This is a genomic window from Pseudomonas sp. yb_2 (assembly GCF_043103905.1).
Classification (GTDB): Bacteria; Pseudomonadota; Gammaproteobacteria; order Pseudomonadales; family Pseudomonadaceae; genus Aquipseudomonas; species Aquipseudomonas alloputida.
In genome coordinates this window covers 118,708-142,254 of the sequence record NZ_JBICKH010000055.1, presented here as the reverse complement: position 1 = coordinate 142,254, position 23,547 = coordinate 118,708, and the positions used below count along the sequence as shown (strand labels likewise).

General features: G+C 62.6%; 20 protein-coding genes. 13 read left to right on the top strand and 7 right to left on the bottom strand.

What is annotated here, in order from left to right; all coding sequences use genetic code 11:
- Positions 1-19: 19 nt before the first annotated feature.
- The 4 genes from crcB to ACF8FB_RS13925 form a co-directional block, all read right to left on the bottom strand.
- On the bottom strand, positions 20-394 hold the full coding sequence (gene crcB, locus ACF8FB_RS13940) for a fluoride efflux transporter CrcB (protein WP_003251205.1): 375 nt from the start codon (positions 392-394) through the stop codon (positions 20-22).
- Positions 391-1,716, bottom strand: a complete 1,326-nt coding sequence (locus ACF8FB_RS13935) for a replication-associated recombination protein A (protein WP_010954809.1) — start codon at positions 1,714-1,716, stop codon at positions 391-393. The genes crcB and ACF8FB_RS13935 overlap by 4 nt, the downstream gene beginning before the upstream one ends.
- Positions 1,717-1,728: 12 nt before the next feature.
- A complete protein-coding gene (gene lolA, locus ACF8FB_RS13930; RefSeq protein ID WP_003251209.1) occupies positions 1,729-2,352 on the bottom strand; it encodes an outer membrane lipoprotein chaperone LolA in 624 nt (207 codons plus the stop codon).
- A gap of 62 nt (positions 2,353-2,414) precedes the next feature.
- Positions 2,415-4,919 (bottom strand): DNA translocase FtsK, encoded by a 2,505-nt coding sequence (locus ACF8FB_RS13925; protein WP_014590374.1) that lies wholly within the window; start codon positions 4,917-4,919, stop codon positions 2,415-2,417.
- A gap of 407 nt (positions 4,920-5,326) precedes the next feature.
- Between ACF8FB_RS13925 and aat the strand changes: the two genes are divergently transcribed.
- The 3 genes from aat (at position 5,327) to infA (ending at position 7,091) form a co-directional block, all read left to right on the top strand.
- Positions 5,327-6,007 carry a leucyl/phenylalanyl-tRNA--protein transferase gene (aat, locus tag ACF8FB_RS13920; protein WP_392511473.1) on the top strand — a complete coding sequence of 227 codons (681 nt, stop codon included), beginning with the start codon at positions 5,327-5,329 and terminating at the stop codon, positions 6,005-6,007.
- Between the two features lie 56 nt (positions 6,008-6,063).
- On the top strand, positions 6,064-6,771 hold the full coding sequence (locus ACF8FB_RS13915; RefSeq protein ID WP_003251215.1) for an arginyltransferase: 708 nt from the start codon (positions 6,064-6,066) through the stop codon (positions 6,769-6,771).
- A 101-nt stretch (positions 6,772-6,872) separates the two neighbouring features.
- A complete protein-coding gene (gene infA / locus ACF8FB_RS13910) occupies positions 6,873-7,091 on the top strand; it encodes a translation initiation factor IF-1 (RefSeq protein ID WP_002553999.1) in 219 nt (72 codons plus the stop codon).
- An 85-nt stretch (positions 7,092-7,176) separates the two neighbouring features.
- On the opposite strand, the gene clpA is transcribed toward infA, so the two are convergent.
- Positions 7,177-9,447: an ATP-dependent Clp protease ATP-binding subunit ClpA gene (gene clpA, locus ACF8FB_RS13905; RefSeq protein WP_010954812.1), complete on the bottom strand. Its 2,271-nt coding sequence runs from the start codon at positions 9,445-9,447 to the stop codon at positions 7,177-7,179.
- 30 nt (positions 9,448-9,477) lie between these two features.
- The gene (clpS, locus tag ACF8FB_RS13900) at positions 9,478-9,840 is read right to left on the bottom strand and encodes an ATP-dependent Clp protease adapter ClpS (RefSeq protein ID WP_003251220.1); all 363 of its coding nucleotides are present in this window, start codon (positions 9,838-9,840) and stop codon (positions 9,478-9,480) included.
- Between the two features lie 230 nt (positions 9,841-10,070).
- On the opposite strand from clpS, the gene cspD reads away from it, so the two are divergent.
- The gene (gene cspD, locus ACF8FB_RS13895) at positions 10,071-10,337 is read left to right on the top strand and encodes a cold shock domain-containing protein CspD (RefSeq protein ID WP_010954813.1); all 267 of its coding nucleotides are present in this window, start codon (positions 10,071-10,073) and stop codon (positions 10,335-10,337) included.
- 71 nt (positions 10,338-10,408) lie between these two features.
- Here the strand turns inward: cspD and icd are convergent, their stop codons facing one another.
- Entirely contained in the window at positions 10,409-11,665 is a 1,257-nt protein-coding gene (icd, locus tag ACF8FB_RS13890; protein ID WP_010954814.1) for an NADP-dependent isocitrate dehydrogenase, read from the bottom strand.
- Positions 11,666-12,079: 414 nt separating this feature from the next.
- Here icd and ACF8FB_RS13885 point away from each other — a divergent pair, with 414 nt between their 5' ends.
- The 9 genes from ACF8FB_RS13885 to ACF8FB_RS13845 all read left to right on the top strand — a co-directional run bounded on the left by ACF8FB_RS13885 (position 12,080) and on the right by ACF8FB_RS13845 (position 23,486).
- Positions 12,080-14,305 carry an NADP-dependent isocitrate dehydrogenase gene (locus ACF8FB_RS13885; RefSeq protein WP_010954815.1) on the top strand — a complete coding sequence of 742 codons (2,226 nt, stop codon included), beginning with the start codon at positions 12,080-12,082 and terminating at the stop codon, positions 14,303-14,305.
- 192 nt (positions 14,306-14,497) lie between these two features.
- Positions 14,498-14,938 (top strand): NUDIX hydrolase, encoded by a 441-nt coding sequence (locus tag ACF8FB_RS13880; protein WP_010954816.1) that lies wholly within the window; start codon positions 14,498-14,500, stop codon positions 14,936-14,938.
- Between the two features lie 59 nt (positions 14,939-14,997).
- The gene (gene mnmA / locus ACF8FB_RS13875; RefSeq protein ID WP_010954817.1) at positions 14,998-16,122 is read left to right on the top strand and encodes a tRNA 2-thiouridine(34) synthase MnmA; all 1,125 of its coding nucleotides are present in this window, start codon (positions 14,998-15,000) and stop codon (positions 16,120-16,122) included.
- Positions 16,119-16,745: a high frequency lysogenization protein HflD gene (hflD, locus tag ACF8FB_RS13870; RefSeq protein ID WP_010954818.1), complete on the top strand. Its 627-nt coding sequence runs from the start codon at positions 16,119-16,121 to the stop codon at positions 16,743-16,745. Before mnmA ends, hflD begins: the two co-directional genes overlap by 4 nt.
- A gap of 137 nt (positions 16,746-16,882) precedes the next feature.
- Entirely contained in the window at positions 16,883-18,253 is a 1,371-nt protein-coding gene (gene purB, locus ACF8FB_RS13865; protein ID WP_010954819.1) for an adenylosuccinate lyase, read from the top strand.
- An 81-nt stretch (positions 18,254-18,334) separates the two neighbouring features.
- Complete coding sequence (locus tag ACF8FB_RS13860) at positions 18,335-19,501, top strand: cupin domain-containing protein (RefSeq protein ID WP_350298077.1); 1,167 nt, start codon at positions 18,335-18,337, stop codon at positions 19,499-19,501.
- Positions 19,494-19,922: a GNAT family N-acetyltransferase gene (locus tag ACF8FB_RS13855; RefSeq protein ID WP_003251237.1), complete on the top strand. Its 429-nt coding sequence runs from the start codon at positions 19,494-19,496 to the stop codon at positions 19,920-19,922. The genes ACF8FB_RS13860 and ACF8FB_RS13855 overlap by 8 nt, the downstream gene beginning before the upstream one ends.
- Positions 19,923-20,089: 167 nt before the next feature.
- The gene (locus ACF8FB_RS13850; protein ID WP_392509216.1) at positions 20,090-22,051 is read left to right on the top strand and encodes a DNA topoisomerase III; all 1,962 of its coding nucleotides are present in this window, start codon (positions 20,090-20,092) and stop codon (positions 22,049-22,051) included.
- Between the two features lie 145 nt (positions 22,052-22,196).
- Positions 22,197-23,486 (top strand): FAD-binding oxidoreductase, encoded by a 1,290-nt coding sequence (locus ACF8FB_RS13845; RefSeq protein ID WP_010954822.1) that lies wholly within the window; start codon positions 22,197-22,199, stop codon positions 23,484-23,486.
- Positions 23,487-23,547 lie beyond the last annotated feature (61 nt).

The window sequence follows — 23,547 nt, the reverse complement described above, 5'->3', positions numbered from 1 at the left end:
GTTATATGTAGGTGTTGGTTCAGAATCGGGTCAGGGACAGGCCAGCCCAGGTTGCGAGCAGCCCGCCCACCACGCTGATACTGGTATAGCCCAAGGCAAGGGGCACTTGCCCGCTTTCCATCAGGCGCACGGTATCGAGCGAGAAGGAGGAAAAGGTCGTCAGGCCACCGAGAAAGCCGACAATCAGGCCGGCGCGCAATTCGACCGGCGCCAGCGGCTTGTGCAAGAACAAGCCATAGAGCAAGCCGATCAGCAGGCAGCCAACCAGGTTGACCGCCAGCGTACCGGCATAGAAGTGCCGTGGCCAGTGAGCCGCCACCCAGTTGGTGGTAGCAAAGCGCAACAAGGTACCAGCAATACCACCGGCGCTGACCGCGGCGATGAGTGCAATCATGGTTTTCTCCGCTGGCGGGGGCTGTTGCGGTCGAGGTCAGCCAGGTGGCGCAGCTTCTCGCCAATTTTCAGTTCCAGGCCACGGGGCACCGGCTGATAGTACTGGCGCGGCTCCAGTTCGTCGGGGAAGTAATCCTCACCGGCGGCGTAGGCGTCGGGTTCATCATGGGCATAACGGTACTCGTCGCCATAGCCCAACTGCTTCATCAGCTTGGTCGGGGCATTGCGCAGGTGCAACGGCACCTCCAGCGAACCGTGCTCGGCCGCTTCACGCAGGGCGGTCTTGAAACCCACGTACACCGCGTTGCTCTTGGGTGCGCAGGCCAGGTAGGTGATGGCCTGGGCCACCGCCAACTCGCCCTCGGGGCTGCCAAGGCGCTCCTGCACATCCCAGGCAGCCAGGCACAGGCTAAGCGCACGCGGGTCGGCATTGCCGATGTCCTCGCTGGCCATGCGCACCACGCGGCGGGCGATGTACAGCGGGTCACAGCCGCCGTCGAGCATCCGTGCAAACCAGTACAGGGCGCCATCGGGATTGGAGCCACGCACCGACTTGTGCAGCGCGGATATCTGGTCGTAGAACGCCTCGCCGCCTTTGTCGAAGCGGCGGCGACTGTCACCCAGCAGGCTCTGTAGCATCTCGACGTCGATCTCGCTGCCGTCTTCAGCCAGGTCCGAGGCGTTCTCGAGGAAGTTGAGCATGCGCCGGCCATCGCCGTCGGCTGCGGCCATCAGCATCTTGAAGGCGTCGTCGCCCACCCGCAGGTTGCGCTTGCCCAGGCCACGCTCTTCCGTCAGCGCACGGTTGACCAGCTTGCGCAGGGCGGCTTCGTCCAGGCTCTTGAGCACATACACCCGCGCCCGTGACAGCAGCGCGTTGTTCAGCTCGAACGACGGGTTTTCGGTGGTGGCACCGATGAACAGCAGGGTGCCGTCCTCGACATAGGGCAAAAAGGCGTCCTGCTGCGACTTGTTGAAGCGGTGCACCTCGTCAACGAACAGGATGGTGCGACGGCCATATTGGCCAGCCTGCTGTTTGGCCACCTCCACGGCCTGGCGGATCTCTTTCACCCCGGCCAGCACCGCCGACACCGTTTCGAAGTGCGCATCGCAGAACTGCGCCAGCAACCGCGCCAGCGTGGTCTTGCCGACCCCGGGCGGCCCCCAGAAGATCATCGAGTGCAGCGCACCTTGTTCCAGCGCTTCGCGCAGCGGTTTACCGCGCGCCAGCAGGTGCTCCTGGCCGACGTACTCATCCAGGCTGGACGGGCGCAGACGGGCGGCCAGGGGCTGGGCGACGGGTTCGCTTCGAAACAGGTCCATGGCGAGCTCTGGTTACTCCTTGATCACGTCCGCGCCCTTGGGGATGTCGAACTTGAACTTGCTGTCCGGCACCGCCTGGTTGGCCTTGACGCCATTGAACAGGATGTTGGTGCGCTGGCCGACGCTGTCGATCAGCTGCATGTCATTGATCAGGCCTTTGCGGAACGACACGCGCAGCGAGTCGAACAGGGTGTCCTTGGTCTTTGGCTTGAGGGTGAAGTCCATTACTTCGCCCTGCTCCTTGGACGCAATATCAAAGCTCTGGCTGATCTTCGACACGTCACCGGACAGCAACAAGGCCGGGGTCTGGTTCAGGCGCACGTCGAGCTTCTTGATGGTGGCCTGTTCCAGGTCCGGGTCCCACAGGGTGACGTTCTTGCCGTCCGACACCACCACCTGCTCCTGCGGTGCATCGGTGTGCCAGTAGAACAGGCCCGGGCGCTTGACCGTCATCTTGCCCGAGGTTTCCTGCAGGCTGGTGCCATCGGCGCCCAGGGTCAGCTGGGAGAAGTTGGCCTCGATGGTCTGCGACTTTTCCAGCAACTGGGTCAGGCGTTGTACGTCTTGCTCACCGGCATAAGCAGTAACCGAGCCCAGGGTCAGGGCAGAAACCAACAGCATGCGAATCGCGCGCATGGGAATCCTCATTGAGCGTTGAAAAGGCCTGGCGCCACCGTTGGCGCCAGGCAGGGTGTTCATCAGTCGCGCGGGCCGCCCGGGGCTATCACTTCCCGCGAGCCGTTGCTGTTCATCGGGGTGACAACGCCGGCCATCTCCATCGACTCGATCATGCGCGCGGCACGGTTGTAGCCGATCTTCAGCTTGCGTTGCACGGCAGAAATGGAGGCGCGACGGCTCTCGAGCACGAATTGCACCGCCTCATCATACAGGGCGTCGGTTTCGGCATCGTCACCCTCGCCACCGCCGCCGCCGCCGTCAAAGCCGCTACCGGCCTCTTCGACGCCGTTGAGGATGTCGTCGTTGTAGTCCGGGGCGCCACGCAGCTTCCACGCCTCGACCGTGCGGTGCACTTCGTCGTCGGACACGAATGCGCCGTGCACCCGGATCGGCAGGCTGGTGCCCGGCGGCATGTACAGCATGTCGCCATGGCCCAGCAGCTGTTCGGCACCGCCCTGGTCGATGATGGTACGCGAGTCGATCTTGCTCGACACCTGGAACGCCATACGAGTCGGGATGTTGGCCTTGATCAGGCCGGTGATCACGTCCACCGACGGGCGCTGGGTGGCGAGGATCAGGTGAATACCGGCCGCCCGTGCCTTCTGCGCGATACGGGCGATCAGCTCTTCGACCTTCTTGCCGACGATCATCATCATGTCGGCGAATTCGTCCACCACCACCACGATGGTCGGCAGGGTTTTCAGCGCAGGCGGCTCATCGTCCATGCTCTCACGGCGATACAGCGGGTCATGGATAATTTCGCCGGCTTCCTGGGCGTCCTTGATCTTGCGGTTGAAACCAGCCAGGTTACGCACGCCCATGGCCGCCATCAGTTTGTAGCGCCGCTCCATTTCGGCCACGCTCCAGCGCAGGGCATTGGCGGCGTCCTTCATGTCGGTGACCACCGGGCACAGCAGGTGCGGGATGCCTTCGTAGATCGACAGTTCAAGCATTTTCGGGTCGATCATGATCAGCCGCGCGTCTTCCGGGCTGGACTTGAACAGGATCGACAAAATCATCGCGTTCACACCCACCGACTTACCGGAGCCGGTAGTACCGGCCACCAACAGGTGCGGCATCTTGGCCAGGTCGGTGATCACCGGCTTGCCGCCAATGTCGTGGCCCAGCGCCAGCGTGACGGGCGATTTCTGCTCGTCGTACTGCGGCGTGGCCAGCACTTCGGAGAAGCGCACCATCTGGCGGTTTTCGTTGGGTATCTCGATACCTACCGTGGTCTTGCCAGGGATGACCTCGACCACTCGCACACTGGTCACGGCCAGCGAACGCGCCAGGTCCTTGGCCAGGTTGGCGATGCGGCTGACCTTCACGCCAGCGGCCGGCTGGATTTCGTAACGGGTAATCACCGGGCCGGGGTGGATCGAATCCACCGCCACTTCCACACCGAACTCCTTGAGCTTGATTTCCAGCAGCTGGCCGACGCCGGCCAAGGATTCTGGCGAATACTCGATCTTCTTCTGTTCGGCCGGGTCGAGGATGGAAATCGAGGGCAAGGTGCCTTCCACGGCGCTGTCGACGAACAGCGGCGCCTGCTTTTCCTTCATCGCCCGCTTGCTCGGCTCCGGCGCTCTGCTGGCGGCGGACGGCGGCACAATGGTGGGCGCTGCGTGCTGCTGGCGGGGCACCACGGTTTCACGCGGCGCCAATGCCTCAGGCGCCGTTTCACGTGGCGGCACAATCGGTTCGCGCGCAAGGGTTGGCTCACGTGGCTCGACCGGCTGAGCGGGTGGCTCTTCACGCTTGAGGATGCGCTCGCGCAGTGACGGCTTGGCCGGCTCGCGCTTCTCGGCAGCCATCGGCGCGGCCTTGAACACCGGTTCGTCCTCGCGCAGCTGTGCCTCAAGGCGCTTGCGCTCGTTGCGCGCTTCCCACCAGCGGGTAGCAGCCCCTTGCACCAGTTCGAACAGGTCGAGGGTGATCTTGCCGGTCAGGTCCATCACCTTGAACCACGACAGGTCGGTGAAGACGGTCAGGCCGAACAGGAACAGGGCAATGAACATCAGCGTGCTGCCCTGCACGTTCAGCAGGTTGCGCGCCAGATCGCCCAGGCTTTCGCCCAGTGCACCACCGGCAGAGAACGGCAGGCTGGCGGGCGGGTGGAAGTGGATATGCGCCAGTGCCGCCCCCGACAACACCAGGAACACCAGGCCAATCAGCCGCCAGGAGAACAGCCAGCCGCTCCAGTCCCATGGCTGGTGGCGTTCGCGGAAAATCTGCCAGGTCTTGACCGCCAGCAGCAGCGGGAAAATATAGGCGAAGTAACCCAGCACCATGAACAGGATGTCGGCGAAGTAGGCACCGGCACGCCCGGCCGCATTCTGCACCTGGTCGACGTTGCTGGTGTGGCTGAAGCCCGGGTCCGACGTATCGTAGGTCAGCAGCGCCATCCACAGGTACAGGCACAGAGCGCCGACAGCGATCAACGCACCTTCCTTGAGGCGATAATGCAGCTGCTGCCGCCACAGTGGCACAGGCAATGGAGCTGGAGTTGCGGTGGATTTCTTCAAAACGCGTCTATTCCTGCGCGTGGTGCGCGTCCAATAGTGATCGGCCGCTGCGCGACCAACGAACCACTACTTTTAACATTACTGCCCGCCAGCCGCCATGGCGGCACGCCGTATGGGGGTTTGGCCGGGGGCGAATTCATATAGCTGCAATTTGAGCATGCATTTTCTTTCGTGACAAAGGCTTATGCTGTGTTTTTGCACAGGTGTGACAGCAAATGTAGCGGATGGTGCCTGTGGTTTGATGAATGTGTAGGAAATTGCCCTGAATTGCCGCAAAACTGCCTCACTTCCCTGTAGGGGTAGCCTTGTGCAGGTTACCGCGCTGGCTTTGAAACCCCCAAAGAGATTGACCCCGCTTTTCACCCAAGCCATGCTGCCCTCTCCCCTCCCCCACCGCACGATAGACCATGCTCACCTGGCTGACCCGCGACTCGCTGACCTTCCCGCCCCTGGAAAAGGCGCTGCACGACCCCAACGGCCTACTGGCCGCCGGCGGCGACCTGAGCCCCGAGCGCCTGGTGCAGGCGTATCGCCATGGCTGCTTCCCGTGGTACCAGGACGGCCAACCGATCCTGTGGTGGTCACCCGACCCGCGCACGGTGTTGTTGCCTGACCAGTTGCATGTGTCACGCTCGCTGGCCAAGCTGATGCGCCAAGGCCGCTACCAGGTCAGCTTCGACACCGACTTCCCGGCCGTGATCACCGCCTGCGCCGCGCCTCGCGACTACGCTGACGGCACCTGGATCACCGACACCATGCGCAACGCCTACTGCGAGCTGCACCGCCGTGGCATCGCTCATTCGGTCGAAGTTCGCCAGGACGGCGAACTGGTCGGGGGCCTGTACGGCCTGGCCATGGGCCAGCTGTTCTTTGGCGAATCGATGTTCAGCCGCGCCGACAACGCCTCCAAGGTCGGTTTCGTGACCTTGGTCAACCACCTGCGAGACGCCGGCTTCGTGCTTATCGACTGCCAGATGCCCACCAACCACCTGCACAGCCTGGGCGCCCACGCCATCAGCCGTGCCGAGTTCGCCAGCTACCTGGCACGCCACCTTGACCAGCCCAACAGCGCTTCATGGGTTGCCTAGGCGAGTTCCCGTAGCTGGCTTACACTTAAAACAAAGTCTCACCGAAGGGGTTGATCATGACAGAGTTGGCGCGGTTGAAGTTCTATGCCACTCAGCCCCACTCCTGCAGCTACCTGCCGGAGGAGCAGGCGACCACGCTGTTCCTCGACCCCAGCCAGCCGATGGACGTGCATGTGTACGCCGATTTGTCGGAAATGGGCTTTCGCCGCAGTGGCGACCACCTGTACCGCCCACACTGCCAGAACTGCAACGCCTGCGTGCCGGCGCGCATCCCGGCGGCGCGCTTCATCCCCAACCGCCAGCAGCGTCGCATACTCAAACGTAACGCCGACCTGACCGTAACCGCAGCGCGCCCGGCGTTCAAGGAAGAGTACTTCGAGCTGTACCGGCGCTATATCGAAACGCGCCACGCCGATGGCGACATGTACCCGCCCAGCCGCGATCAGTTTTCCACCTTCCTGGTACGCGACCTGCCGTTCTGCTGGTTCTACGAGTTTCGCCTGGAAGGCCGGTTGATGGCGGTGGCAGTGTGCGACCTGCTGCCCAATGGCCTGTCGGCGGTGTACACCTTCTACGAACCGGACGAGGAGCGCCGCAGCCTTGGCCGTTTCGCCATTCTCTGGCAGATCACCGAAGCGCTGCGCCAGAACCTGGAGGCGGTTTACCTGGGCTACTGGATCAAGAACTGCAAGAAGATGAACTACAAGACGCAGTACCGACCTATCGAGCTGCTGATAAACCAGCGCTGGGTCACCCTCAACTGAAAGCATTGGCTTGACACGCAGTTTTCCGGCATAATCCACGCCACTTTTTTGCCCGGTGCGGATATGCGTCGGGCTAACATTGGATCCGAGGGCTCAACTGCATGTCGAAAGAAGACAGCTTCGAAATGGAAGGTACTGTCGTCGACACCCTGCCCAACACCATGTTCCGCGTGGAGTTGGAAAACGGGCACGTCGTAACCGCGCACATCTCCGGAAAGATGCGCAAGAACTACATCCGCATTCTCACTGGCGACAAGGTCCGCGTCGAACTGACGCCGTACGACCTGAGCAAGGGCCGCATCACCTACCGTGCGCGCTAAGCTCAAGCCATGAAAAAGCCCGGCCAGGTGCCGGGCTTTTTTGTGCCTCAAGAAATTGCAGGGGCTGCAAGGCAGCCCCTGCACATCACGCGACCTCAGCCGTGGTTTCGAAGTCGAACACCAGTTCGCCATCGCGCAGGTCGACATGCACCACGCCACCATGCTCGGCCAGCTCGCCAAACAGGATCTCCTCGGCCAGCGGCCGCTTGATCTTGTCCTGGATCAGCCGCGCCATTGGCCGCGCGCCCATCTGCACGTCATAGCCCGAAACCGCCAGCCAACCGCGTGCTTCATCGCTGACTTCCAGCAGCACACGCTTGTCTTCCAGCTGCGCCTGCAATTCGATAAGGAACTTGTCGACGATGCTTTTGATGGTCTCCGTGCTCAGGCGGCCAAACTGGATGATGGTATCCAGACGGTTGCGGAACTCTGGCGTGAAGCTCTTGCGGATCACTTCCATGGCATCGGACGCGTGGTCCTGATGAGTAAAGCCGATCGACGCCCGCGCCGCAGTTTCTGCACCGGCGTTGGTGGTCATGATCAGGATCACGTTACGGAAGTCGGCCTTGCGCCCGTTGTTGTCGGTCAGGGTACCGTGGTCCATCACCTGCAGCAGCAGATTGAAGACTTCCGGGTGGGCCTTCTCGATTTCGTCGAGCAACAATACGCAGTGCGGCTGTTTGGTGATTGCCTCGGTCAACAAGCCACCCTGGTCGAAACCGACATAACCCGGCGGCGCACCAATCAAACGCGACACGGTGTGGCGCTCCATGTACTCAGACATGTCGAAACGCACCAACTCCACACCCAGCGCCTTGGCCAATTGCCGCGCCGCTTCGGTCTTGCCGACGCCGGTAGGGCCGGCGAACAGGAACGAACCCACCGGCTTGTCTGGCGACTTGAGGCCGGCACGGGACAACTTGATCGCGGTGGCCAGCGAGTCGATTGCCTGGTCCTGGCCAAACACGGTCAGTTTCAGGTCGCGCTCAAGGTTGCGCAGCAGCTCCTTGTCGGAACTGGTGACGTGCTTCGGCGGAATTCGCGCAATCTTGGCGACGATGTCCTCTACTTGCGGCACATCAATGCGCTTGACGCGACTGGCCTCTGGCTGCAGGCGCTGGTAGGCGCCAGCCTCGTCGATCACATCGATGGCCTTGTCAGGCATGTGCCGGTCATTGATGTAGCGCGAAGCCAGTTCGGCAGCGGCGCGCAGGGCTTCGTCGCTGTACTCGATGTTGTGGTGGCTTTCGAAACGCCCTTTCAGGCCGCGCAGAATGCCCACGGTGTCTTCGACCGATGGCTCGCTGACATCCACCTTCTGGAAGCGACGCGCCAGGGCACGATCCTTCTCGAAGATGCCGCGAAACTCCTGGAACGTAGTCGAGCCGATGCAGCGGATTTCACCCGACGACAGCAGCGGCTTGAGCAGGTTGGAGGCATCCATCACCCCGCCCGACGCCGCACCGGCGCCGATGATGGTGTGAATTTCGTCGATGAACAGGATGGCCTGCGGACGCTTGCGCAGCTCACCGAGCAGCGCCTTGAAGCGCTTCTCGAAGTCACCACGGTATTTGGTACCGGCCAGCAAGGCGCCCAGATCAAGGGAGTACACCACGCTCTGCGCCAGCAGGTCAGGCACCTGACCATCGACGATGCGTTTGGCCAGGCCTTCGGCGATGGCCGTCTTGCCCACGCCTGCCTCACCCACCAACAGCGGGTTGTTCTTGCGCCGACGAGCGAGGATTTGCGCCACACGCTCCACTTCCTGCTCGCGACCTACCAGCGGATCGATACGGCCGGCACGGGCCAGCTCGTTCAGGTTGCTGGCGTAGGCGTCCAGCGGGTTGCTCGAAGAGGAGGTTTCGCCCCCCTCATCGTCCTGCATGTCCTGCTCGCTTTCAGACTGTGCACCATGCCCTGGCACCTTGGAGATGCCATGGGCGATGTAGTTGACCACGTCGATACGGGCCACGCTCTGCTGCTTGAGCAGGAACACGGCCTGGCTTTCCTGTTCGCTGAAGATCGCCACCAGCACGTTGGCGCCGGTCACTTCGCGCTTGCCAGAGCTTTGCACGTGGAACACGGCACGCTGCAGCACGCGCTGGAAGCCCAGGGTCGGCTGGGTTTCACGGTCTTCGTCGTTGACAGGGATCAACGGCGTGGTGGAGTCGATGAACTCTTGCAGGTCATGCTTGAGCTTGTCGAGATTGGCGCCACAGGCGCGCAGAACGGTCGCGGCAGCCTCATTGTCAAGGAGTGCCAGCAGCAGATGCTCGACGGTCATGAACTCATGACGCTTCGAACGGGCCTCCTTGAAGGCAAGATTGAGGGTGACTTCGAGCTCGCGGTTTAACATAGCTTCACCTCATACCCAAGTGGTCGGCGATTAACCGTCCTTCTCGATTTCACAGAGTAGCGGATGCTGGCTTTCCCTGGCGTATTGGTTGACCTGCATGGCCTTTGTTTCGGCGATGTCACGGGTAAACAATCCGCACACTGCCCGCCCCTCGGTATGGACGGTCAGCATGATCTTGGTCGCCAGCTCGCGGTTCAGACTGAAGAACGTCTCGAGCACTTCGACGACGAAATCCATTGGTGTGTAGTCATCGTTGAACAAAACCACCTTGTACATCGGTGGCGCCTGCAGGATCGGCTTGGCTTCCTGAACTGCAAGACCTGAGCCGTCGTCCTCATTCGATTGCGGGCGATCCTGATTGAATGTTAGTCGAATCTCACTAGGTGCATGCATGGAAAGAATTTCATCATGAGCGTCAGGTTAAGGTTGCGGGTTGACTGCACAGGCCACCGCCAGCGCAAGCGCCGCGTGACCTTGACTATCGGCAAAACGGTGTTACAACCAATAAGAACCCACCGTGGTCGATAAAGATCCGCGCAGTCAACCAGATTTTTCGCAAGGTTCGTATGCGGATGAAGTGGATGATACTCCAGTGATGGAGTCCTTTGCAGAGGGACATAGGGATGGCAAGCGGTAAAGTCAAGTGGTTCAACAATGCCAAGGGCTATGGATTCATCAATGAGGAAGGTAAATCCGATGACCTGTTCGCCCATTATTCCGCCATCCAAATGGACGGATACAAGACCCTGAAGGCTGGCCAGGCCGTGGTATTCAACATCGTCCAGGGCCCCAAGGGCTTGCACGCCGTTGAAATCAAAGATGCCGCGGCCGCTGCGGCAGAGGCTGCCAGAGCCTTGGGCGAGCCGCAAAGCGAAACTGCAAAAGCCTGACTGCCTGCGCTGTGCCGATAGACGAAAAAACCGGCCGCTTCTTTAAAAGAAGCGACCGGTTTTCTGTTGCCTTACATGTGTTTGATCATTTCATCGCCAAAGCCTGAGCTGCTTACCAGCTTGGCGCCCTCCATCAATCGCTCGAAATCGTAGGTCACGGTCTTGGCCGCAATGGCGCCATTGGTGCCCTTGATGATCAGGTCGGCGGCCTCGGTCCACCCCATGTGGCGCAGCATCATCTCTGCCGAGAGGATCACCGAGCCCGGGTTGACCTTGTCCTGCCCGGCATACTTGGGCGCAGTGCCGTGAGTGGCCTCGAACATGGCCACGGTGTCGGACAGGTTGGCGCCCGGGGCAATGCCGATACCGCCCACTTCTGCGGCCAGGGCATCGGACAGGTAGTCACCGTTGAGGTTGAGGGTGGCGATCACGTCGTACTCGGCCGGGCGTAGCAGGATCTGCTGCAGCATGGCGTCGGCGATGGCGTCCTTGACGATGACCTCGCGACCGGTCTTGGGGTTCTTGAACTTCATCCAAGGGCCGCCATCAAGCAGTTCAGCGCCGAACTCGTCACGCGCCACCTCGTACCCCCAGTCCTTGAAGGCACCCTCGGTGAACTTCATGATGTTGCCCTTGTGCACCAGGGTCAGTGATTCGCGGTCGTTATCCACCACGTATTGCAGGGCCTTGCGCACCAGACGCTTGGTACCCTCCTTCGACACCGGCTTGACGCCGATACCGCAGTCCTGGTCGAAGCGGATCTTGGTGACCCCCATCTCCTCCTTGAGAAACTTGATCACCTTGTTCGCCTCGGGCGACCCGGCCTTCCACTCGATGCCGGCATAGATGTCTTCGGAGTTCTCGCGGAAGATCACCATGTCGACGTCGCCCGGCTTTTTCACCGGGCTCGGTACACCCTGGAACCACAGCACCGGCCGCAGGCACACATACAAGTCCAGTTGCTGGCGCAGGGCCACGTTGAGCGAGCGGATGCCGCCACCGACCGGGGTGGTCAGCGGGCCCTTGATCGATACCACGTAATCACGCACGGCATCGAGGGTTTCCTGCGGTAGCCAGGTATCCTGGTCATACACCTGGGTGGCTTTCTCGCCAGCGTACACCTCCATCCAGGCAATCTTGCGCTTGCCGCCGTAGGCCTTCTGCACGGCGGCATCGACCACCTTGATCATTACCGGCGAAACATCGACGCCGATCCCGTCGCCTTCGATGTAAGGAATGATCGGATGATCAGGCACGTTAAGCGAATGGTCTGCATTGACGGTAATTTTGGTGCCGTCGGTCGGAACCTTGATTTTCTGGTATCCCATGCTTGCACTACTCCGCTGTCGGGTGTGGTTTGGACATTGTGCGATCCACTGAGCCTAAACCACATCTGCCGACCTGCAAGGCATGCGACAACCCGCCGCATTGCCGCTTAGTCTTTGGTCTTATAAATGGGCCGATATCACTTGGCCTTGCTGATTAGCCCAAATGGTTTGGTATACTCCGCCGCGACCGAAGGGTCATCGGGGCGAATCCCAGGAAAATGCGGACCGCCCTAGGCCATGAATGGCCATAAAGCCTGGGTTGTTACCGCAGCTCAGCACTTGACGCTCGACTGATGCATCCACCATCACCGCTCGCAGCCTCTCGACTTTCCGCTCATGGTGCTACCAGGGCGATGCGCCTACCCTGCGCACCACGAGACTCGAGCACGCTCAGCACACAGAGAGTTAACCCGCATGCCCACCCGTTCCAAGATCATCTATACCTTCACCGACGAAGCCCCCGCCCTCGCCACTTACTCGCTGCTGCCGATCATCGAAGCGTTCACCGCTTCGGCTGACATCGCTGTCGAAACTCGCGACATTTCCCTGGCTGGCCGTATCCTTGCCGCCTTCCCGGAGCAACTGGGCGCAGAGAAGCAAGTAGGCGATCACCTGGCGGAACTGGGCCAGCTGGCTACCACCCCTGAAGCCAACATCATCAAGCTGCCGAACATCAGCGCCTCGGTACCGCAGCTCAAAGCCGCGATCAAGGAACTGCAAGGCAAGGGCTTCAACATCCCTGACTACGCCGACGAGCCGGCCACCGCGGAAGAAAAAGAATCCCGCGCCCGCTACGACCGCATCAAGGGCTCCGCCGTGAACCCGGTGCTGCGCGAAGGCAACTCCGACCGCCGCGCGCCGCTGTCGGTCAAGAACTACGCCCGCAAGCACCCACACAAGATGGGCGCCTGGGCCGCTGACTCCAAGTCGCACGTTGCCCACATGACCCAGGGCGACTTCTACGGCAGCGAAAAAGCCGCACTGATCGAAGCTGACGACAGCCTGCGCATCGAGCTGGTCGGCAAAGACGGCAGCACCACCGTGCTGAAAGAAAAGACCGCCGTCAAAGCCGCCGAAGTCATCGACTGCGCCACCATGAGCCGCAAGGCCCTGAAAGCCTTCATCGCCGAGCAGATCGCCGATGCCAAGGCCGCTGGCGTGCTGCTGTCGGTGCACCTGAAAGCCACCATGATGAAGGTCTCCGACCCGATCATGTTCGGCGTCATCGTCGAAGAATTCTACAACGACGTGCTGACCAAGCACGCCGCTGCCCTGGCCGAAGTAGGCTTCAACGCCAACAACGGTATCGGCGACCTGTACGCCCGCATCAAGGACCTGCCAGCCGACAAGCAGGCCGAGATCGAAGCCGACATCCAGGCCCTGTACGCAGAGCGCCCAGCCCTGGCCATGGTCAACTCCGACAAAGGCATCACCAACCTGCACGTGCCGAGCGACGTGATCGTCGACGCCTCGATGCCGGCCATGATCCGTGACTCGGGCAAGATGTGGAACGCCGCAGGCGAACTGCAAGACGCCAAGGCCGTGATCCCGGACCGCTGCTACGCCGGCATCTACCAGGCCACCATCGAAGACTGCAAGGTCAACGGTGCCTTCGACCCGACCACCATGGGCAGCGTGCCGAACGTTGGCCTGATGGCGCAGAAAGCCGAAGAGTATGGCTCCCACGACAAGACCTTCCAGATCAAGGCTGACGGCGTGGTTCGCGTAGTCGATGGCAAGGGCAACGTCGTGCTGGAGCAGAACGTCGAAGCCGGTGACATCTTCCGCATGTGCCAGACCAAGGACGCGCCGATCCAGGATTGGGTCAAGCTGGCCGTCAACCGTGCCCGCCTGAGCAACACCCCGGCGGTGTTCTGGCTGGACCCGGCTCGTGCCCACGACGGCGTCATGATCGAGAAGGTGCAGAAGTACCTGAAAGATCACGACACCACCGGCCTGGACATCCGTATCCTGGCACCGGTCGACGCCATCAAGTTCTCCCTGGCCCGCATCCGCGAAGGCAAGGACACCATCTCGGTGACCGGCAACGTGCTGCGCGACTACCTGACCGACCTGTTCCCGATCATGGAACTGGGCACAAGCGCCAAGATGCTGTCGATCGTGCCGCTGATGAACGGCGGTGGCCTGTTCGAAACCGGCGCCGGCGGTTCGGCTCCGAAGCACGTGCAACAGCTGGTTGAAGAGAACTTCCTGCGTTGGGACTCGCTGGGTGAATTCCTGGCCCTGGCCGCTTCCCTGGAGCACCTGGGCAACACCTACGACAACCCGCGCGCCAAGGTTCTGGCCAACACCCTGGACCAGGCTACCGGCAAGTTCCTCGACACCAACAAGTCGCCATCGCGCAAAGTCGGCGGTATCGACAACCGCGGTAGCCACTTCTACCTGACCCTGTACTGGGCCGAGGCCCTGGCCGCTCAGACGGACGACGCTGCCCTGCAGGCACGCTTCGCACCACTGGCTAAAACCCTGGCCGAGAACGAAGCGACCATCGTCGCCGAGCTCAACGCCGTTCAGGGCAAGCCAGCCGACATCGGCGGCTACTACGCCCCGGATGCCGAGCTGACCGCCAAGGTGATGCGCCCAAGCCAGACCCTGAACAGCGCCATCGCTGCCCTGTAAGGTTCGCTTGAAGTAACAGCACAAACCCCGGCCACGCACCGGGGTTTGTGCTTTCTGGATAAATGATATCTGGCGGCCTGCATCGGCCTTTGTAGGAGCGGGTTTACCCGCGAATGCGTCATTTGCCTCACCATCGCATTCGCGGGTGAACCCGCTCCTACAGGGGTCATGCACGCCTTCAAGGAGCTGTTCATGACCTGGCAACCCCACATCACCGTCGCCACCATCGTCGAGCACGAAGGCAAGTTCCTCTTCGTCGAGGAATTCAAAGCCAACCAGCACGTCTTCAACCAGCCTGCCGGCCACCTCGAACCCAACGAGACCCTGCCCCAGGCCGCCCTGCGCGAAACCCTGGAGGAAACCGCCTGGGAAGTCGAGCTGACCGGCGTGGTCGGCATCTACCTGTACACCGCCCCCAGCAACGGCGTGACCTACCAGCGCGTCTGCTTCGCCGCCCGCCCCGTGCGCCATCACGCCGACCTGGCACTGGACAGCGACATCGTCCGCGCCGTGTGGCTGACCCGCGACGAACTGCTGGCCGACCCCACTCGCTGGCGCAGCGAGCTGGTGCCGCGCTGCCTGGATGACTACCTCAAAGGCCCGCTGCACAGCCTCGACCTGCTACGCGACTGACGCGGCGCCGCGGGTTTGATAGAATCGGCGTTTTTCCCCCTTGATACACACCGGTACCCATGACCAGCCCAGCACTTAAAGACCCCGCCAAGACCCGCGTCATCGTCGGCATGTCCGGCGGCGTGGACTCTTCCGTCTCAGCCCTTCTGCTCATCGAGCAGGGCTACCAGGTGGAAGGGCTGTTCATGAAGAACTGGGAAGAGGACGACGGCACCGAATACTGCACCGCCCGTGAAGACCTGGCCGACGCCCAGGCCGTGTGCGACCGTATCGGCATCAAGCTGCACACCGCCAACTTCGCCGCCGAATACTGGGACAACGTGTTCGAGCACTTCCTTGAGGAGTACAAGGCCGGCCGCACACCCAACCCCGACATCCTCTGCAACCGCGAAATCAAGTTCAAGGCGTTCCTCGACTACGCCCTGTCGCTGGGTGCCGACCTGATCGCCACCGGCCACTATGTGCGCCGCCGCGATACTGGCGCGCTCACCGAACTGCTCAAGGGCCTGGACCCGAACAAGGACCAGAGCTACTTCCTGCACGCCGTCGGCGGCCAGGAAATCGCCCGCACACTGTTCCCGGTCGGCGAACTGGAAAAGCCCGAAGTACGCGCCATCGCCGAAAAGCACGGCCTGGCCACCGCCAAGAAGAAAGATTCCACCGGCATCTGCTTCATTGGCGAGCGCCGCTTCAGCGACTTCCTCAAGCAGTACCTGCCGGCCCAGCCGGGCGACATCGAAACCACCGAAGGTGAAGTGATCGGCCGCCACCATGGCCTGATGTACCACACCATCGGTCAGCGCCAGGGCCTGGGCATTGGCGGCCTGAAGGATGCCAGTGACGAGCCGTGGTACGTGCTGCACAAGGACCTGGCCCGCAACGTGCTGGTGGTCGGCCAGGGCAACGAGCACCCATGGCTGTTCTCCCGCGCCCTGCTGGCCTCGGAAATTTTCTGGGTCAACCCGGTCGACCTCGGCAGCCCACGGCAGTTGACTGCCAAGGTGCGCTACCGCCAGAGCGACCAGCGATGCACCCTGGAACGCACCGCCAGCGGCTACCGCGCCGTGTTCGACGAGCCTCAGCGCGCCGTGACGCCGGGCCAGTCGGTGGTGTTCTACGACGGCGAAGTGTGCCTGGGCGGCGGCGTGATCGAGGCTGCCGAGCCGTGGAGCCCGCGCGCATGAGCAACCTGCAGGAGCAGCTGATCGCGTTGGGTGGTGTGTTCCAGGCCGCCGTGCTCGTCGACCGCATCGCCCGCACCGGCCAGGCCAGTGAAGCCAATATCGGCTGCATGCTGGGCAGCCTGCTGGTGCGCGACCCCAAGGACACCCTGGAGGTGTTCGGCGGTGACGACCTGAACCTGCGCGACGGCTACCGAGCGCTGATCGGCGCCCTCGAGCGCGACCCCAACAGCCTGCAACGCGAGCCGCTGCGCTACGCCCTGTCGATGCTGGGCCTGGAGCGCCAGCTGAACAAGCGTGGTGACCTGCTGGACACCATCGGCAACCGCCTGCCGCAAATCCAGTCGCAGGCCGAGCATTTCGGCCTGGTTCACGAAAACGTCATCGCTTCCAGTGGAGCCTTGTACCAGGACACCCTGAGCACCTTGCGCCAGCGCATCCAGGTGCACGGCGACATGCGCTTCCTGCAGCAGCCCAACAATGCCTCGAAGATCCGTGCCCTGCTGCTGGCCGGCATCCGCGCCGCGCGACTGTGGCGGCAGCTGGGCGGGCACCGTTGGCAGCTGGTGTTCAGCCGGCGCAAGTTGCTGAACGAACTGTACGACATGATGCGCAGCCCCAACTGACGGGCTGGGCAGCCCGCTTCCACAGGGTCTGCCACCAGATCCAAATTGGGCCGACCTTTGGTCAGCCACCCGACCCAGGCGCATTTTTCATGTATGATATGCGCCCTTCCAAAAGCCTGACTGTCCGAGAACACCCCATGCAGCTTTCTTCGCTCACTGCGGTTTCCCCTGTAGACGGCCGTTATGCCGGCAAAACCCAGGCCTTGCGCCCCATTTTCAGCGAATTCGGCCTGATCCGTTTCCGCGCCCTGGTCGAAGTGCGCTGGCTGCAGCGCCTGGCCGCCCACCCGCAAATCGGCGAAGTGCCGGCGTTCTCCGCCGAAGCCAACGCCCTGCTGGACAGCCTGGCCACCGATTTCAAGCTGGAGCACGCCGAGCGCGTCAAGGAAATCGAGCGCACCACCAACCACGACGTCAAGGCCATTGAATACCTCCTCAAGGAGCAGGCCGCCAAGCTGCCTGAGCTGGCCAAGGTCAGCGAGTTCATCCACTTCGCCTGCACCAGCGAGGACATCAACAACCTGTCCCACGCCCTGATGCTGCGCGCCGGCCGTGACGAAGTGCTGCTGCCGCTGATGCGCCAGGTCGCCGACGCCATCCGCGCCCTGGCCCACGCCCACGCCGAAGTGCCAATGCTGTCGCGCACCCACGGCCAGCCGGCTTCGCCGACCACCCTGGGTAAAGAGCTGGCCAACGTCGTGTACCGCCTGGAGCGCCAGATCGCCCAGGTTGCCGCCGTGCCGCTGCTGGGCAAGATCAACGGCGCCGTGGGCAACTACAACGCCCACCTGTCGGCCTACTCGCAGATCGACTGGGAAGAGAACGCCCGCGCCTTCATCGAAGACGAGCTGGGCCTGCAGTTCAACCCGTACACCACCCAGATCGAGCCGCACGACTACATCGCCGAGCTGTTCGACGCCATCGCCCGCTTCAACACCATCCTGATCGACTTCGACCGTGATGTGTGGGGCTACATTTCGCTGGGTTACTTCAAGCAGAAGACCGTCGCCGGCGAAATCGGCTCGTCGACCATGCCGCACAAGGTCAACCCGATCGACTTCGAAAACTCCGAAGGCAACCTGGGTATCGCCAACGCGCTGTTCCAGCACCTGGCCAGCAAGCTGCCGATCTCGCGCTGGCAGCGTGACCTGACCGACTCCACCGTGCTGCGCAATCTGGGCGTGGGCTTTGCCCACAGCGTCATCGCCTTCGAGGCCAGCCTGAAAGGCATCGGCAAGCTGGAAGTCAACGAAGCTCGCATCGCCGCCGACCTGGACGCCTGCTGGGAAGTGCTGGCCGAGCCGATCCAGACCGTGATGCGCCGCTTCAACATCGAAAACCCCTACGAGAAGCTCAAAGAGCTGACCCGTGGCAAGGGCATCACCCCAGAAGCGCTGCTGACCTTCATCGACGGCCTGGACATGCCAGCCGAAGCCAAGGCCGAGCTCAAGCAGCTGACCCCCGCTACCTACATCGGTAACGCGGCAGCCCAGGCCAAACGCATCTAAGCTGAGCGTCGCGTACAACGCCCGGCCTGGCCGGGCGTTTTTATTCCCGTACGAAAATTACGTTTTTTCAATAGGTTGAACATGAATCCTGATACTCCACTGCAGCTGCTCGGCGGCATCTCGGCCCGCGAATTCATGCGCGACTACTGGCAGAAGAAGCCGCTGCTGGTACGCCAGGCCTTCCCGGACTTCATCAGCCCGATCGACCCCGACGAGCTCGCCGGCCTGGCCCTGGAAGACGAAGTCGAGTCGCGTATCGTGCTGGAGCACGGCGCACACCCGTGGGAGCTGCGCCGCGGCCCGTTCAACGAAGACACCTTCGCAGAGCTGCCGGAAAAAGACTGGACCCTGCTGGTGCAGGCCGTTGACCAGTTCGTTCCGGAAGTGGCCGAACTGCTGGAAAACTTCCGCTTCCTGCCCAGCTGGCGTATCGATGACGTGATGATCAGCTTCGCCGCCCCGGGTGGCAGCGTCGGCCCGCACTTCGACAACTACGATGTGTTCCTGCTGCAAGGCCACGGCCAGCGCAACTGGAAGATCGGCCAGATGTGCAGCAGTGACAGTCCGCTGCTGGAGCACGCCGACCTGCGTATCCTGGCCGAGTTCGAGCAGAGCGGCGAGTGGACCCTGGAGCCCGGCGACATGCTCTACCTGCCACCGCGCCTGGCCCACTACGGCGTGGCCGTGGATAACTGCCTGACCTACTCGGTCGGCTTCCGCGCACCGAGCGCTGCCGAGGTGCTGACCCACTTCACCGACTTCCTCGGCCAGTTCCTGCCCGACGAAGAGCGCTACAGCGACGCCGACGCCCAGCCGGTCAGCGACCCGCACCAGATCCAGCACGATGCCCTCGACCGCCTCAAGGCGCTGCTCGACAAACACATGGGCGACAAGGACCTGCTGCTGACCTGGTTCGGCCAGTTCATGACCGAGCCGCGCTACCCCGAGCAGATCGTTGGCGAAGAGCTGAGCGAGGAAGAGCTGATCAATGCCCTTGAGCAAGGCGCCATCCTGATCCGCAACCCCAGCGCACGCCTGGCCTGGTCCGAGTTCGAAGACGACCTGCTGCTGTTCGCCAGCGGCCGTAGTTGCCCACTGCCTGGCAAACTGCGAGAGCTGCTGAAGCTGGTATGTGCGGCCGACGCCCTGCACATCGATAACCTGGCCGAGTGGCTGCAGGATGAGGATGGCCTGATGCTGGTACAGCAGCTGGTCAAGCAAGGGAGCCTGGGATTCGCCAATGAATAAGATCAGCGTTCGCCTCGCCGATTGGCACAAAGACAACGCCGACATCCGCCGTATCCGTGAAGCCGTGTTCGTCGCCGAGCAGCACATTCCGCCAGAGCTGGAGTTCGATTCGGAAGACCAGGACGCCCTGCACTTCCTGGCCCTGGAAGGCGACTATCCGATCGGTACTGCGCGCCTGCTGGCCGACGGCACCATCGGGCGCATCTCGGTGCTCAAGGACTGGCGTGGCTTGAAGGTGGGCGATGCGTTGGTCAATGCGGTCATCGTCGAAGCGCAGAACCGCGACCTGAAACAGCAGATGCTCAGCGCCCAGGTGCACGCCACGCCGTTCTATGAGCGGCTGGGCTTTCGCGTAGTCAGCGAGGAATTCCTCGAAGCTGGCATCCCGCATGTCGACATGGTGCGCGACTCGCGCGCCTGATCCATCACCTGCACTGGCCTCTTCGCGGGTTTACCCGCGAAGAGGCCGGCTCAGGCGATATACATCCCCGCTGACAAAAAACCTGTACATCCATCCAGATAAAACTTGCCTCTGCGCCCCCGCTTGCGCATCCTATGGCCCACCACCCCGATGAAGCGTCCCCGGCCATGCGCCTGTTTCTCTGCGAAAAACCCTCCCAGGCAAAAGACATCGCCAAAGTGCTCGGCGCCAACCGCAAAGGCGACGGCTGCTGGCAAGGCACCGACATCTGCGTAACCTGGTGCATCGGCCACCTGCTGGAAACCGCCCCGCCCGACAGCTACGACGAACGTTACAAGCGCTGGAACCTGGCCGACCTGCCGATCATTCCAGACAAGTGGAAGATGCTGGTAAAGCCCAAGACTGCCAGCCAGTTCAAGGCGGTCAAGCGCCTGCTCGGTGAAGCGCGGGAGCTGGTGATTGCCACCGACGCCGACCGCGAAGGCGAAATGATTGCCCGCGAGCTGGTCGAGCATTGCCGCTACCGGGGCCCGGTGCAGCGCCTGTGGCTGTCGGCACTGGACGACGCCTCCATCCGCAAGGCCCTGGCACGCCTGCTGCCAGGCCACGAGACGTTCAACCTGTACCACTCGGCGCTGGGCCGCTCGCGCGCCGACTGGCTGATCGGCATGAACATGAGCCGGCTGTTCACCTTGCTGGGCCGCCAATCCGGCTACCAGGGCGTGCTGCCGGTAGGCCGCGTGCAAACGCCGACCTTGCGCCTGGTGGTCGACCGCGACCGCAGCATCGCCAACTTCGTGCCGGTGCCGTTCTGGGCCATCGACGTACAACTGGAACACGCCGGCCAACACTTCAATGCCCAATGGCGCGCCCCCGAAGACGCCTGCGATGACCAAGGCCGCTGCCTGAAGCAAGACCTGGCACAGCGGGCCGCCACCGACATCGGCCATGCCGGCACTGCCCGAGCGGTAAAGGTAGCGACCGAGCGTGTGCGCGAAGCAGCACCGCTGCCCTTCGACCTTGGCACCCTGCAGGAGCTGTGCTCGAAAAAGTTCGGCCTTGGCGCCCAGGAAACCCTCGACATTGCCCAGGCACTGTACGAAACACACAAGCTGATCACCTACCCGCGCAGCGATTGCGGCTATTTGCCACAAAGCCAGCACGCCGAGGCACCCGCCATCCTCGCCGCCCTGCAACGGGCCGATGCCAGCCTGGCGCCGCTGCAGCCCTACCTGGAGCCGCAACGCCGCTCGCGGGCGTGGAACGACGCCAAAGTCAGCGCTCACCATGGCATCATCCCCACCGCCGCCGCCAGCGACCCCTCACGCCTGCCGGCCAAGCACAAGGCCGTGTATACCCTGATCCGCGCCCGCTATCTGGCGCAGTTCCTGCCCAACCATGAGTACGACCGCACCCAGGCCGACTTCGACTGCGCCGGTCATGCGCTGCGTGCTGTAGGCAAGCAGATCGTCGAGCCGGGCTGGCGCCGCGCCTTGCCCGAGGCGCTCACCCCGGCCAAAGGCCGCGAGGCACCACCGGCCCAGGTGCTGCCGGCGCTTCGCGAAGGCCAGGACTGCAACGTACACGGCCTGCAACTGAAAGACCTGTGGACCCAGCCACCCAAACCTTTTACCGAAGGCGACCTGATCAAGGCGATGAAAAACGTGGCCAAGCTGGTGGATGACCCTCGGCTGAAGCAGAAACTCAAGGAAACCACCGGCATCGGCACCGAGGCCACCCGCGCCAGCATTATCCAGGGTCTGCTCGACCGCGGTTACCTGGTGAAGAACGGCAAGGCGCTGTCGGCCACACCTGCGGCCTTCAGCCTGATCGACGCCGTTCCCCGCGCCATTGCTGATCCCGGCACCACGGCGATCTGGGAGCAGGCGCTGGACATGGTGCAAAGCGGCGAGATGCCCCTGGAAGAGTTCGTTGCCCGGCAGTCGGCGTGGATGGGCAAGCTGGTGGAGCGTTGCAGCGGCATGCGCATGACCATCAGCGGGCCAGCGGCCGGGGCGGCCCCGCTCTGGAAAAAGAAACGTCGCGGTGGCGGGAAGAGCAAAGCGACTGGAAGCAAGGCGACCCCAAGCAAGCCACGGCAGGCGCGAAAAAAGCGAGCCCCCCTGTAGGAGCGGGTTCACCCGCGAAGAGGCCAGCCCAGGCAGCACATTAACAATAGGCAAACCACAAACCCCGACCAACACATTGGCAACGTGAAATTTAACTGCTAACTTTTCATGAAAATAAACATAATAATTTTCACGGAAATCCCGCATGTTCAAACAATCCGCCCAGCACGTCGCCAGTTACTACGCCCAGACCTACCCCACCAACATCCCATTACGCCCTACCCTGCAAGGCACCCAGGACGCCGATGTGCTGATCATCGGCGCCGGTTTCAGCGGCCTGCACACTGCCCTGCGGCTGACCCAGGCCGGCAAGCGCGTAACGCTGCTGGAAGCCAGCCGGGTTGCCTGGGCGGCTTCCGGACGCAACGGTGGCCAGGCGCTGTTGGGCTGGTCGTGCGACATGCCGCCGCTGGAGCAGGCCCTTGGCATCGAACGCACCCAACGGCTATGGGCCAGCATGTGCTGGGCCGCCGAAGAGATGCGCGAACTGCCCCAACGCCACGGCTTCGACATCGACTACCGGCAGGGCAGCCTGTGGACTGCGGTATTGCCGCGCCGGGTGAAAATGCTCGAAGAGGCCCTGCATGATGCCGAGCATAAATGGGGTTACGACGCCCTGCGCCTGATCGGCCGTGACGAGTTGCCGCAATGGATCGACAGCCCGCGCTACCAGGCCGCGCTGTACGACGCCAAAGGTGCCCACCTCAACCCGCTGAAACTGGCACAGGGCCTGGCCAGTACCATCGAGGCTGCCGGCGGGCAAATCTACGAACAGAGCCAGGTGCTCAGCTACCAGCAGGCTCGCGACGGCTATGTCGCCCGTACCGACCGTGGCGAAGTTCGCTGCCAGGTATTGGTGCTGGCCTGCAACGCCTACATCGATCGCCTTGACCGCGGCCTGTCGCGCCGCCTGTTGCCCGTCGGTTCCTACCAGGTCGCCACTGCGCCTCTGGATGCCGACTTCGCCCATTCGTTACTACCTCGCAACAGTTGCGTGATCGACAACCAGTTCGTACCCGACTACTTCCGCCTGACCCCAGACCACCGCCTGCTGTTCGGCGGTGGCTGCACTTACCTGGGCGGCATCCCCAAGGACGTCGCCAGCGCCACCCGCCCGTACCTGGAGCGGGTGTTCCCTCAACTGGCCGGGGTGGCCATCGACTATGCCTGGGGCGGCCACATCGATTGCAGCATCAAGCGCACCCCGGACGTCGGCCGCGAGGGCCAGCGCTACTGGCTGCAGGGTTTCTCCGGCCATGGCGTTCTGCCGACCCTGGCGGCGGCGCGTGCGGTCAGCGATGCCATTCTCGGCGATGAAGACCTGTTGGCGCTGTACCAAGGCATCGACAACGGCCGCTTCCCCGGCGGCGACCTGCTGGCTGCGCCTTTGGAAGCTGCGGCAAAGGCCTGGTACCGCATGCGCGACCGTGTCTGAAGGGCATCAGTGTTGCCTGTGCGGGCCTCTTCGCGGGTGAAAGGGACCTCACAGTGTAGGA

What these genes read in the sequence shown, in the direction of transcription:
- ACF8FB_RS13880 (WP_010954816.1), top strand. Translation starts at nt 14,498, where the DNA reads ATGACCTGGCAACCCCACATCACCGTCGCCACCATCGTCGAGCACGAA.
- icd (WP_010954814.1), bottom strand. Translation starts at nt 11,665, where the DNA reads ATGGGATACCAGAAAATCAAGGTTCCGACCGACGGCACCAAAATTACC.
- ACF8FB_RS13845 (WP_010954822.1), top strand. Translation starts at nt 22,197, where the DNA reads ATGTTCAAACAATCCGCCCAGCACGTCGCCAGTTACTACGCCCAGACC.
- purB (WP_010954819.1), top strand. Translation starts at nt 16,883, where the DNA reads ATGCAGCTTTCTTCGCTCACTGCGGTTTCCCCTGTAGACGGCCGTTAT.
- clpS (WP_003251220.1), bottom strand. Translation starts at nt 9,840, where the DNA reads ATGCATGCACCTAGTGAGATTCGACTAACATTCAATCAGGATCGCCCG.
- hflD (WP_010954818.1), top strand. Translation starts at nt 16,119, where the DNA reads ATGAGCAACCTGCAGGAGCAGCTGATCGCGTTGGGTGGTGTGTTCCAG.
- mnmA (WP_010954817.1), top strand. Translation starts at nt 14,998, where the DNA reads ATGACCAGCCCAGCACTTAAAGACCCCGCCAAGACCCGCGTCATCGTC.
- cspD (WP_010954813.1), top strand. Translation starts at nt 10,071, where the DNA reads ATGGCAAGCGGTAAAGTCAAGTGGTTCAACAATGCCAAGGGCTATGGA.
- ACF8FB_RS13885 (WP_010954815.1), top strand. Translation starts at nt 12,080, where the DNA reads ATGCCCACCCGTTCCAAGATCATCTATACCTTCACCGACGAAGCCCCC.
- crcB (WP_003251205.1), bottom strand. Translation starts at nt 394, where the DNA reads ATGATTGCACTCATCGCCGCGGTCAGCGCCGGTGGTATTGCTGGTACC.
- ACF8FB_RS13935 (WP_010954809.1), bottom strand. Translation starts at nt 1,716, where the DNA reads ATGGACCTGTTTCGAAGCGAACCCGTCGCCCAGCCCCTGGCCGCCCGT.
- ACF8FB_RS13915 (WP_003251215.1), top strand. Translation starts at nt 6,064, where the DNA reads ATGACAGAGTTGGCGCGGTTGAAGTTCTATGCCACTCAGCCCCACTCC.
- ACF8FB_RS13855 (WP_003251237.1), top strand. Translation starts at nt 19,494, where the DNA reads ATGAATAAGATCAGCGTTCGCCTCGCCGATTGGCACAAAGACAACGCC.
- ACF8FB_RS13850 (WP_392509216.1), top strand. Translation starts at nt 20,090, where the DNA reads ATGCGCCTGTTTCTCTGCGAAAAACCCTCCCAGGCAAAAGACATCGCC.
- aat (WP_392511473.1), top strand. Translation starts at nt 5,327, where the DNA reads ATGCTCACCTGGCTGACCCGCGACTCGCTGACCTTCCCGCCCCTGGAA.
- clpA (WP_010954812.1), bottom strand. Translation starts at nt 9,447, where the DNA reads ATGTTAAACCGCGAGCTCGAAGTCACCCTCAATCTTGCCTTCAAGGAG.
- infA (WP_002553999.1), top strand. Translation starts at nt 6,873, where the DNA reads ATGTCGAAAGAAGACAGCTTCGAAATGGAAGGTACTGTCGTCGACACC.
- lolA (WP_003251209.1), bottom strand. Translation starts at nt 2,352, where the DNA reads ATGCGCGCGATTCGCATGCTGTTGGTTTCTGCCCTGACCCTGGGCTCG.
- ACF8FB_RS13860 (WP_350298077.1), top strand. Translation starts at nt 18,335, where the DNA reads ATGAATCCTGATACTCCACTGCAGCTGCTCGGCGGCATCTCGGCCCGC.